At 58.3% G+C, this 11,447-nt stretch carries 11 protein-coding genes; 10 read left to right on the top strand and 1 reads right to left on the bottom strand.

The genetic code is table 11. The features are described from left to right. The first annotated feature begins 75 nt into the window (after positions 1-75). Complete coding sequence (locus tag ACYQ15_RS13405) at positions 76-504, top strand: hypothetical protein (protein ID WP_459938009.1); 429 nt, start codon at positions 76-78, stop codon at positions 502-504. Between the two features lie 3 nt (positions 505-507). Here the strand turns inward: ACYQ15_RS13405 and ACYQ15_RS13400 are convergent, their stop codons facing one another. After that, positions 508-942 (bottom strand): NfeD family protein, encoded by a 435-nt coding sequence (locus tag ACYQ15_RS13400; RefSeq protein ID WP_459938008.1) that lies wholly within the window; start codon positions 940-942, stop codon positions 508-510. A 193-nt stretch (positions 943-1,135) separates the two neighbouring features. Here ACYQ15_RS13400 and ACYQ15_RS13395 point away from each other — a divergent pair, with 193 nt between their 5' ends. From ACYQ15_RS13395 to ACYQ15_RS13355, 9 genes are all read left to right on the top strand, one after another. Next, positions 1,136-1,714, top strand: a complete 579-nt coding sequence (locus ACYQ15_RS13395) for a hypothetical protein (RefSeq protein WP_459938007.1) — start codon at positions 1,136-1,138, stop codon at positions 1,712-1,714. Positions 1,715-1,799: 85 nt separating this feature from the next. Further along, positions 1,800-2,228: a 50S ribosomal protein L13 gene (rplM, locus tag ACYQ15_RS13390; RefSeq protein WP_459938006.1), complete on the top strand. Its 429-nt coding sequence runs from the start codon at positions 1,800-1,802 to the stop codon at positions 2,226-2,228. A gap of 12 nt (positions 2,229-2,240) precedes the next feature. Continuing rightward, on the top strand, positions 2,241-2,633 hold the full coding sequence (gene rpsI / locus ACYQ15_RS13385) for a 30S ribosomal protein S9 (protein WP_459938005.1): 393 nt from the start codon (positions 2,241-2,243) through the stop codon (positions 2,631-2,633). A gap of 94 nt (positions 2,634-2,727) precedes the next feature. Further along, entirely contained in the window at positions 2,728-3,753 is a 1,026-nt protein-coding gene (locus ACYQ15_RS13380; RefSeq protein WP_459938004.1) for a DUF58 domain-containing protein, read from the top strand. Then, positions 3,753-5,747, top strand: coding sequence for a transglutaminase TgpA family protein (locus tag ACYQ15_RS13375; protein ID WP_459938003.1), 1,995 nt, complete (start codon positions 3,753-3,755; stop codon positions 5,745-5,747). The genes ACYQ15_RS13380 and ACYQ15_RS13375 overlap by 1 nt, the downstream gene beginning before the upstream one ends. A gap of 493 nt (positions 5,748-6,240) precedes the next feature. Next, positions 6,241-7,020, top strand: coding sequence for a flagellar biosynthetic protein FliR (fliR, locus tag ACYQ15_RS13370; RefSeq protein WP_459939587.1), 780 nt, complete (start codon positions 6,241-6,243; stop codon positions 7,018-7,020). Positions 7,021-7,047: 27 nt separating this feature from the next. Further along, positions 7,048-8,115: a flagellar type III secretion system protein FlhB gene (flhB, locus tag ACYQ15_RS13365; protein ID WP_459938002.1), complete on the top strand. Its 1,068-nt coding sequence runs from the start codon at positions 7,048-7,050 to the stop codon at positions 8,113-8,115. 87 nt (positions 8,116-8,202) lie between these two features. Continuing rightward, positions 8,203-10,308 (top strand): flagellar biosynthesis protein FlhA, encoded by a 2,106-nt coding sequence (flhA, locus tag ACYQ15_RS13360; RefSeq protein WP_459938001.1) that lies wholly within the window; start codon positions 8,203-8,205, stop codon positions 10,306-10,308. Further along, positions 10,298-11,377, top strand: a complete 1,080-nt coding sequence (locus tag ACYQ15_RS13355; protein WP_459938000.1) for a flagellar biosynthesis protein FlhF — start codon at positions 10,298-10,300, stop codon at positions 11,375-11,377. The genes flhA and ACYQ15_RS13355 overlap by 11 nt, the downstream gene beginning before the upstream one ends. The last annotated feature ends 70 nt before the right edge of the window (positions 11,378-11,447 follow it).

Raw genomic sequence — 11,447 nt, 5'->3', positions numbered from 1 at the left:
ACTATTGCTCTTAACTTTTGCGTGGGATAGGTTTTCGTCTTGTTTCCTTAACCCGCATCCCATAAGGGACTCCCTATGCTTCCGCACTGGACTCGTATTCGGATACCGTTTCGCGGCATCCTTTTTGGCATCATCATCCTGTCCGCTATCGCCATGGCCTGCGTTCCGGGGCAGCAACGCTCCGCAACCGGGTCCACGGTCGTGCAGGACGTGGATTGCGGACCGTTTCCCGTACGTTTCCGGGACGTGGTCATGGATCATGTCTTCGAAATCTATCCCGGCGACTTGGTCCTGCGCAATGTCGTAGTCCATCCGCCCTCTGTGGGATTGCTCCCGATGGACGGGGAGAACGTGCCCGGGTATGTGGGGCAGGTTCGGTTTTCTCTGAAGAGCGAGGAGCATCAGTCCTATTTACCGGTGACCTACTGCTATTTTCTGCGCGAGGACAGGGTTCTGGCCTTTGAGGATGCGCAAAAAGCCGAATGGTGCGAAACGGCGAAATAGGGATCAGCCGTCTTGATCGGGGTTTGGGGGAGTCAGTGGGCGCACGAGCAACTTGATGCCCTCTCTGCCCACGACCTCGATCTTCGTTCCGGGCAGGATCGGGCAGCTCTTCGGATCGGCCTTGGCTTTCCAGAGCACGCCGCCGATGCGGATGTACCCCTCAGGGTGCAGTTCGCCTCGCACCTCCCCGTGCATGCCGACCAGGGAGTACCATCCGTCTCCCTGGCTTCCCTGGTAGGCCGGCCAAACATAAAAGAACATCAGGGAGTCTTTGACCAGCCAAAGCAACAGCAGGGTCCATGCGGATCTTTCTGGAAGTCCAAACACGCCGTGCATGAACCAGAGCGCGGCAGCGACCAGAACAATACCGGGGATTTGCATCAGGGCGTAGCGAAGCACCGTGATCCTGTCCCATGATGGCTGGTTTCGTTTGTTCAACTTGTTGACCATCGCGTATACATCAATAGAGCTTGTCCATGCGTGATCCCTTCAAGGCAGGTTCGGTGCGGACGAACAGTAATGGATTTAGCGCTGTGTTTCCCGTCTAACCCAATGGATCATGAATTGAAAGAATCCCGTCCGCCTTTCACACCCGCTTGGCCCATATCAATTGACAACAACGGAAGAACTCATGGATTTCAAGAAACATCTGGTGCTGGCCTGGGAAATGACGCTCCGGTTCATCGTGCCCCTGGTCCTGATGACCCTGGTCATGTTTCTGGTTTCATTTCTGACTCTGGGCATTCTTGCTCCGGTGATGATGGCCGGCTACATGCACGCCGTGCTGCTGATCATCCGTGAAGGGCGGGAGCCGAAAATCGGCGACCTGTTTTCGTTCATGAGACTGTTCCTGCCCCTGTTGATATTTGCTGTGCTGGCCGTCCTGGCCGTGAGCCTGGGGCTGGCGCTTCTGGTTTTGCCCGGTCTGGCGGTGATCGTCGGTCTTGCCGTGGGCGCGGTCTACATGCCGCCCCTGATGACGGACAGGGGGCTGGGGTTGCTCGACGCCCTCATGGAAAGCATGCGCATGTCGTTCAAGGACAACATCGGAGAACATCTCGTGGTGGTTCTTATTTTCTGGACCATCCAGGCCATCGGCGGCTCCTTCGCCATCGGCGCATTGTTCACGACCCCCATTGCCGTGATGTTCCTGATGTCCGTGTATGAGGAACGAATCAGCGCTGTGCCGGTGAGCCCGAGGCAAAAATGATGCTGCCGTTTTGGAACATGCTTGACATCTTTTGCCTGCACCGAGTATAGACCTCCTCTTTCAGTTTTGAACGAGGAGATGGAGCATGAAAACATATTCACCCACCGCGGCGGAACTTAATCGCGAATGGTTTGTGATTGATGCCGACGACAAGGTTCTCGGCCGCCTGGCATCAATGATTGCCGATCGATTGCGTGGAAAACATAAGCCTGAATTTGTTCCGCACATGGACAACGGCGATTTCATCGTGGTGATCAACGCCGAAAAGGTAAAGACTACGGGAAACAAGCTGGACCAGAAGATGTACAATCGCCACTCCGGCTATATGGGTGGGCTGAAGCAGACCAATCTGCGGACCATGCTCCAGACCAAGCCCGAGTACGTCCTGGAACATGCTGTCAAAGGCATGCTTCCCAAAAATCGTCTGGGGCGCGCCTTGTTGAAGAAATTGAAGGTCTATACCGGCGCCGAGCATCCGCATTCGGCCCAGCAGCCTAAAACTTTGGATGTCTAAGAGAGGTCAGGCATGAGCAGTGATTTTTTTTATGGAACCGGACGACGCAAGTCCGCCGTGGCCAGGACCAGAATCTATCCGGGCAGCGGCCAGATCCTGGTGAACAACCGTCCCTTCGACGAGTATTTTCCCCGGGCCACTCTGCAGATGATCGTGCGTCAACCCCTGAACCTGACCAAGACTCTGGGCAAATTCGACATCAAGGCCACCATTGACGGCGGCGGCGTGGCCGGTCAGGCCGAGGCTCTGCGTCACGGCATTTCCCGGGCGCTGCTTTCCTATGATGGTGAACTGCGCCCAACCCTGAAGCGTGCCGGCTTTCTTACCCGCGACGCCCGGATCAAGGAACGCAAAAAGTACGGCCTGCGTTCGGCCCGCGCCCGCTTCCAGTACTCAAAACGCTAATTCATTCTTTTTCCGCAGTATCTTCAGGCAGGCCTCCCCAGGAGGCCTGCCTTTTTTTATTGCCGTTCCAGGCCCTCTTCAGTATTGAATCCTCATGTATCTGTTCTCGCTTTGGAAACGTCTGCGCTACAGCTTTGATTCCAATTCCCGCCCACGAAGGGCCACTCAGGGCCCCATCCAGCTGGGTCACAATCGAATTTATATTCTGCCCACAAAAATCGGTTTTGTTTTTTTCATCCTGCTCGGGGTCATGCTGCTCATCTCCATCAACTACAACAACCCCCCAGGATACCTGCTGACTTTCCTGCTGGCAGGCATTGCCCTTGTCGGCATTTTTCACACCCACCGCGGCCTGTCCGGCCTGCTGGTCAGTCATGGCCGGGCCTTGCCGGTTTTCGCGGGCTCCCAAGCTGTCTTTCCGATCATCCTCGCCAATCCCACCAGCGTCCCCAGGCATGCGATTCGGGTCGGCTGGTCCGGGACAGATGCTGAATCCGGAGATATTGAAGCATGGCCCCAGGAGCTTGCTCTCTGCCGGGACATCGAAGCCCGCCGGGAGGTGGTCTACAATCCAATGCTGCCCGCGGAAAATCGAGGCTTGCTGCGTCCGGTCCGGATTGTCGTCAGCACCGTCTTCCCCCTGGGCTTGTACCGGGCCTGGTCTTGGGTCCTGCTGCCCTTGAGCTGCGTAGTCTACCCAGCTCCGGCCTCGCGAACAGTTCTCCCGGCGAGCACAGACGCGCCGGGGCAGTCGGCCTTGACGCAGACCGACCGGAATGGCGACGAATATGACGGCTTGCGCGGGTACCGGGATGGCGATTCCGTGCGGCGGATCGCCTGGAAGGCCGTGGCAAGAGGCGCAGGTCTTGTATCCAAGGATTTCAGCGGCGAGACGGAAGGCGGTGTGATCCTCCTGGATTGGGACGCTTTGGCCGGGGAGGAAACCGAAACCAGATTGTCGCTGCTCTGCCGCGGAGTCCTGGATGCGGAACAAGCCGGTCGCTTCTACAGTCTTCGGATTCCCGGGCGTCATGTCGCCGCGGGTCTCGGTCCTGCCCAGATGCATGGTTGCCTGAAGGCCCTGGCCCTTTACGGACTGAAAATCAGCGAGCCGACTTGATGCGCCGTATCCTTGACTCCGTCCTGCAAAGCCCCTTCGGACCGTGGTGCTGGATCCTTTTCCCCGTCTTCCTGGCGGCTCTGCCGCATTTCCTCAGGCTGCCCGCATGGATCGGGTTGGTCTGCGTGCTGCTTTGGGTCATGCGGTTATATGCCGTGGTTCATCCCAAGCTCCTGCCGTCCAGAGTGACTCGACTCGCTCTGACCCTGGGCTGTATCGCCGGAGTTTACGCTTCCTACGGCCGTTTGCTGGGGCCTGAGCCGGGGACGTCCCTGCTGCTCTTGCTGATGGGCCTCAAACCTTTCGAGGCCGGCAGCCGGCGGGATTACCTGCTGATCCTTTTCATGGCCTATCTGCTGATCCTGTTGCAGTTCCTGCACAGCCGAAGTCTGCTTGCCGCCGCGTACATGATCCCGGTGTTTCTTCTGGTCACGGCTTCCTGGATTGGAACGGCTCACCCCGCCAGTCGGTCCAGCCTCCTGTTTCGGCTGCGTCGGGCCACCGTCATGACTGTCCAGGCGCTGCCGGTGATGTTGATCCTGTTCCTGCTTTTTCCCCGCATGCCCGGCTCGTTGTGGGGCTTGTTCGATCGGCCGGAAACAGGGCTTACCGGACTGAGCGACACCATGAGCCCCGGCGACATCAATGAACTGCTCCAATCGTCGGAAGTGGTCTTTCGGGTTGCTTTTGATGATTCTGCTCCCGATGTCGGGCGCATGTATTGGCGGGTTCTGGTGCTCTGGGAGACAGACGGACGGACCTGGCGCGCCGGAGCGCCGGATCGGGAGGCCGAGGCCTGGAATCTCGTTCCGCTCCAGGAGCCGATACAGTACGTGTTGACCCTGGAGGCGCATGGCAAGCGCTGGTTGCCGGCCCTGGAAATGCCGACGCAGGTTCCTCCCAATGCGGAACCGGCGCCTGATTTCAGGCTCCAGGCCATGGAGGAAATCAGACAGCGCGCCCAGTACAGATTACTCTCGTCTCTGGAATACCGGACCGAGGATCTCTCGCCGGACGACTTGCGGCGCGCCCTGATTCTGCCTTCGGCGGGCAACCCCCGCGCGAGAGTCTTGGCCCGGGAGTGGTCTGAGGCGAGCAGGGACAACCGGGAGATCGTGCAGCGGGCACTTGACCATTTTTACTCGAATCTTTTTGTCTACACCCTGCGTCCTCCCCTGCTGGGAGAAGAAGCCGTGGACGAATTTCTGTTCCGGACCCGCAGCGGATATTGCGAACATTATGCATCAGCCTTCACCTTCCTGATGCGTGCGGCGGGTGTTCCGGCACGTGTGGTCATTGGATATCAGGGCGCGGACTTCAATCCTCTCGGCAACTATCACGTTGTCCGCCAATATCATGCCCATGCCTGGAGCGAGGTGTGGCTCGATGACGCGGGATGGACCCGGGTTGACCCCACCAGCGTCCTTGCCCCGGACCGCATCGCGGTTGGCGCCGAGGCTCTGGTGCCGAACATTGATGTGCCCGACATTTTCTCCAGCCGTGAAGTGCGCTGGATGATCAGCGCCTGGCGCGGACTGAGCCAGGGATGGGATGCGGCCAACACATTCTGGAACCAGTGGGTGCTGGATTTCGGTTTTGAACGCCAGCGTCGGTTCCTGGAACGGTTTGGCCTCAGCGGGACCACTCGTATAGAGCGGTATGGATATCCGGTACTTGCTCTCGCCGGAAGCTTTGTCGCCGTGGCCGTGATGTACGCAATCTTCCTGATGCTTGGCCGGCCTTCCAGGGATCTTGCGGACCGGTCCTATGCCCTGTTCTGCAGGCGACTGGCCCGGATTGGCATTGTCCGCAAGCCCCAGGAGGGTCCCCTTGACTTCGCTCGGCGAGCAGCCAGACTCCGCCCGGATCTGGCCGGGTCGATCCACTCCCTGAGCAATGTCTACATCCGGCTGCGGTATGCTCCGGACGCCGAGACCGGGGAAAAGACCGGCTTCGCCCGCATGGTCCGCCGGTTCCGTCCTCGGAAAGATTAGGGCCTTCCTCCTGAGGTCCTGGCAGGAGAAAAAGGAAAGGTTGAACCGTAAAGGCGCAAAGTACGCAAAGCTGAAAAGTCTTAGACTCGATGCAGGAGTATTGTCAAAAAATCCTTGCAACTACAGCATAAGCTGCCCTTGCCCAGTTCGGCTCGCTGTCGGTATCGGGATCGGGATCGGGATCGGAAGCGAAGCCGTGCGGAAGGAACCTCAACGTTCTCGAAACCGATTCCGATACCGACTCCGACCCCGATTGCCGGAGGTAGATCACATAATGTGTGCTGAGTAGTTACAAATCCTTAACTACTCAGCATTTTCTTGGCGCCTCGAGCGTAGCGGCCCCTCCCGCCCTCACTTTGTTCAGGAAAGTTGTCATTTGCCACGGACAGCCAGGACAAAGTGAGTGCGGGGGCGGTTCAAACATCTTCCATCTGGTTGGGGGCATGGCCCGCGTTCGTGGGCTCTGGTCCGAAACTTGCTTTTGCTTCGGGCCATGGACCTGTTTTCATTTGATCCGCAAATCTTTCTCAGTTTTTTCCTGACCCTGTTCCGGATCAGCCTCATCGTTTTCATGCTGCCGTTTTTTGGTGGCGAGAACATTCCGCTGCCGGCCAAGGCCGCTCTATGTCTGGTCCTGACCCTTGGCTTATGGCCGCACCTGTCCTTCTCCGCAAACTATTTCCCGGCACATCCCTTCATGATCGCCCTGATGATTCTCGGCGAGCTGCTCCTGGGGCTGGCCCTGGGCCTGATCGTGCGGGTGCTTTTTGCGGCCATCCAGACCGGCGGCCAGTTGATCGGCTTTCAGATGGGGTTTGCCATGGTCAGCGTCGTGGATCCCAGCAGCGGGGTGAGCATGGCTGTTACCGCGCACTTTCTGTACATGACCTCCCTTCTTATCTTCCTGAGCCTCAACGGCCACCTGCACCTTCTGAGCGCCCTGACCGACAGCTTCAGCCTGGTTCCTCCCGGCGGCCTGCTGCTCACACCCGCCCTTTCGGAACAGATGATCCACTATTCCAGTCAAATTTTTGTCCTGGCCATCAAGATTGCCAGCCCGGTGATGGTCGCCCTGTTCTTGGTTGATCTGGCCCTGGCCCTGGTCGCCAAGGCCGCGCCGCAGATGAACGTCATTTTCGTCGGCTTTCCGTTGAAGATCGCGGTGGGTTTTCTCTTCCTGGGCACGATGTTCACGATCATGGGCCTGTACGTCCAGGAATTCATCCTCCTGCTCGAATTCATGTTCCAGGGCGTGATGCTGAGCGGGCGCTGAGATTGTTGCTGCCGCACGGAGTAGGCCATGCCCCAGAGCGATCCGAGCAGAACCGAACAAGCCACCCCGAAACAACGCAACAAGGCGCGGGAAAAAGGCAATGTTCCACGCAGCCAGGAACTGTCCAAAGTTACGGTCCTGTTGGGCGGATTTCTGGCCTTGTTTTTCATGATCCAGTTCATGATCGTCCACATGCAGACGCTGTTCATCTGGACCTTCAGCGACAACCTGCACACGGAGTTCACTCCGGAAACCATCTATCTCTTGTTCCAGACCATTTCCTGGAAGATCGCGGTGATGGTCCTGCCCGTGATGTTCACTTGCGCCTTGGTGGCGTTTCTGACCGTACGCCTGCAGGTGGGACATCTCTGGACCCTGAAGGTTTTCGAGCTTTCCAATTTCTGGAAAAAGCTCAATGTAATCGCCGGAATTCAACGGCTTTTCATGAGCACCCAGACCGCCGTTCGCCTGCTGCGCAGTCTGTTCATGGCCATTGCCGTGGGATACGCCCCATACCTTGTTCTCAAACAGGAAGCGCCCAACTTCATCCCCCTGTTCTATCAGGATGCCATGACCGTGGCGACCTACATGCTCCTGACCGGTGCCAAGATGGTCATGTACGCCCTGGTCCCCATGCTGATCATCGGCATAGCCGATTTGGCCTACACGCGCTGGGATTATGAAGAAAAGCTGAAGATGACCAAGCACGAGGTCAAGGACGAGCGCAAACAGGCCGAAGGCGATCAGACCATCAAGAACAAGCAGCGCCAGAAAATGATGGCCGTGATGCAAAAAAGGATGCTGGAGAGCGTGCCCAAGGCGGACGTGGTCATCACCAACCCCACCCATCTGGCCATCGCCCTGCGCTACAACGCACTGGAAGCCCCGTCCCCGGTGGTGCTGGCCAAGGGGGCGGACTTCATGGCGGAAAAAATCCGGAATATCGCCAAGGAAAACAACATCCCCATTCGGGAGAACAAGCCGCTGGCACAAGCCTTGTATAAAAGCGTTGACGTCGGGCAGATGATCCCGGAAGAACTGTTCCAGGCCGTGGCCTCCATACTTGCCCAATTGCCAAAATTCCGGCGCGGATAACCTCTCCGTCCCTCCCCCAGCCGGAATCGTCCGCGGCAGTTTTTTTTGACAAACCAGCTTCAGAATTCCTTTTCGAGCGTCAAAACCATGGCTCAACTCGCGGCGCCCCTCTCCAACGTCGACTATTCCCGATACGCCGGTATCGGCAACATCCTCCTGGCCGTCGGCGTGGTGACCATCCTCTTCGTGATGCTCATCCCGATGCCCACGATCATTCTGGATGCCATGTTCACCTTGAGCATCTCCCTGGGATTCGTGGTTCTGCTGTCGGCCATGTACATGCGTTCTCCCCTGGAATTCTCCATTTTTCCAGCTCTGCTCCTGGTGACGACCCTGCTGCGGCTGGCCCTAAACGTGGCCTCCACCAGGCTGATCCTGTTGAACGGCGACCAGGGCCCCGGCGCCGCCGGCAAGGTGATCGAGGCCTTCGGCCAGTTCGTCGTGGGCGGAAACTACGTTATCGGCGTGATCATCTTTCTGGTGATTTTCATTTTGAATAAAAAGGTCATCACCACCGGTACGACCCGCATCGCCGAAGTGGCGGCCCGGTTCACCCTGGACGCCATGCCCGGCAAGCAGATGGCCATCGAGGCAGACTTGAACGCCGGCCTGATCGATGAAACCGAAGCCAAGAAAGCGCGGGAAAAAATCCGCAAGGAAGCCGACTTCTACGGCGCCATGGACGGTGCGGCCAAATTCGTTTCCGGGGACGTCACCGCCGGCATGATCATCACCGCCATCAATATCGTGGGCGGGCTGTTCATCGGCGTGTTCCAGCACGGCATGGGCTGGGGAGACGCCGCGGCCACCTTCACCATCCTGACCATCGGGGACGGCCTTGTGGCCCAGATCCCTTCGCTGATCATCTCCACTTCCGCGGGCATTATTGTCAGCCGGGCCGCGGCCGAAGCCGACATGGGCCAGGAGTTCCTGGGCCAGCTGACCCTGCACTCCAAGGCCCTGCGTTTGGTATCGGCCATTCTGCTGGTCCTGGGCCTGGTTCCGGGCATGCCCACCTTCATCTTTCTTCTGTTTGCAGCCATACTCTACGGGTTATCGCGATATGCAGGCCGCGGCCTGACCGAATCCCAGGAGCTTGCGGAGCAGGCAGCCAAGCCCAAGGCGCCGAGTCTGGATACCCCCGAGGAAGTGCAGGCCCTGTTGCCCCTGGACGCACTGGAGCTGGAAGTCGGCTACGGCCTGATTCCCCTGGTGGACGAAGACCAGAACGGCAATCTCCTGGCTCGCATTCGCTCCATCCGCCGCCAGTTTGCCCTGGAAATGGGAGTGATCATTCCTTCCCTGCACCTGCGGGACAATTTGCAGCTCAAGCCCGGCCAGTACGTCGTGCTGATCAAGGGCAATCAGGTCGCTTCGGCGGAAATCCTGATCGACCATTTTCTGGCCATGGATCCCGGAGACGCCAAACACCGCATTCAGGGCGTGGAAACCCGTGAACCGGCCTTCAATCTGCCGGCATTGTGGATTCCGGAGAAGCAGAAGGACGAGGCCATGCTTGCCGGCTACACCGTGGTGGACCCCTCTACGGTCATCGCAACCCACGTCACCGAGGTCTTCCGCCGCAACCTGTTCGAATTTCTCGGCCGGCAGGAAGTCCAATCCCTGCTGGACAACCTGGCCAAGCGCGCACCCAAGGCCGTGGAGGAACTGGTGCCCGGCATCATGTCCCTGGGTACGGTGCAGCGGGTGCTTCAGAATCTGGTGCGGGAACAGGTTTCCATCCGTGACATGCTGACCATCGTGGAAACCCTGGCCGATTTCGGGCCAAGCATCAAGGATCCGGATCTCCTGACGGAATACGTCCGCGGGCGGATGGCCCGAACCATCGTCAAGCCGTACCTGGCAAGTGGAAACAACCTTTCGGTAATCATTCTGGATCAGGAATGGGAACGTTTGCTGCAGGACAATCTGCGCAAGACGGAGCAGGGCGTCTACCTGAACATCGATCCGGCCCACGGGCAGCAGCTCATTCAGCAACTGCAGTCGTCCATGGAAAAAGCCATGGTCGCGGAAGGCCAACCCGTGGTGCTGACCACGCCGAGTTTGCGGACCCACCTGGCACAGCTCATCACCCGATTCATTCCCACCCTGCCCATCATCTCCCAGGCCGAGATTCCCGCCGGCATCAATCTGCGGTCCGCGGCAACCGTGAGGATGGGGCATGCAGGTTAAGACGTATCGCGGGCCGAACACGCGCACGGTTCTCAATCTGATCCGGGCCGAGCTGGGCCCGGATGCGGTTATCCTGAGCACCCATACCAGCACGGAAAATGGAAAACCCTGCTGCGAAATCATGGCCGCCCTCGAGCCGTCAGCCAACGGAAAACCGGCTCAGGTTGCGGTCCAGCCGGAACCGCCGAGCGCCGCCCCTTACCCTGGCTGGAAGCAGATGCACCAGGAGTGGAGCAGCCTCAAGGATCACCTTTTCAGCGTGCTCAAGCCCCAGGCTGATTACAACCTGCTTTCTCCCAGGCAACGCCAATCCCTGGAATACCTGGAACGGCAAGAGATCCTGCCCGAGGTGGCCATGTATCTTTGGCGCGCTTTGAAAAACGCTCCGGAAAGATCCATTCTGGAAGAACTTCGTAACATCGTGGCCGTAAAACCATGGACCACCCGCAACTGGCCGGAACGTTTGCATGCCTTCATCGGTCCCAATGGTTCCGGCAAGACCTCGTCCCTGCTGCGCCTGGCCCTGAATTTGCGCCGCGAACAGCCCGACAGGCGCATCGTGCTGGCCAATGCGGATCAGCATCATGGAAAAGGACGCATGCTGCTCCAGCATTATGCGGAACTGGGCGAATTTCCCTTTATCGATCTGCGCAATCCCGAGGACTGGCAAAAGCTGATTCGGGAATCCCCTGAACACGAGATGGTTTTTGTCGACCTGCCGGGACTGCCGCCCGGAGAACATCTCGATGCCTGGCTGATGCACAAGGAAATCCCCCTGCAGGGCAATTGCGCGGCGCATCTGGTGCTCAGCCCACACTACTCCAGCTCCAGTCTCAGCAATTTCATCAGGAAATTCCAGATCCCGTGCCTTGCCAGTCTTATCTGGACCAAACTGGACGAGTCCGACAACTTTGGTTCCCTGATCAATATCGGCTACAGCACGCGATTGCCGGTTTCCGCCTTTTCCTACGGCACATCCCTGAGCACCGGTCTGGCCGCAGCGGATCACCAGAATCTCTGGAAACTGATCTTCACCCATCGCTTCCCGTCCCAAACGGCCACCGAGTGAGTAGAGATAAAAAATGCAATCATCCCCTCAATCATCAACCCATAAAGTCATTTGCTCATCAGGAACAGGC

The organism is Desulfonatronum parangueonense (assembly GCF_054656975.1).
The sequence above is the reverse complement of the archived record's forward strand: the minus strand, read 5'-3'. Positions and strand labels throughout refer to the sequence as shown.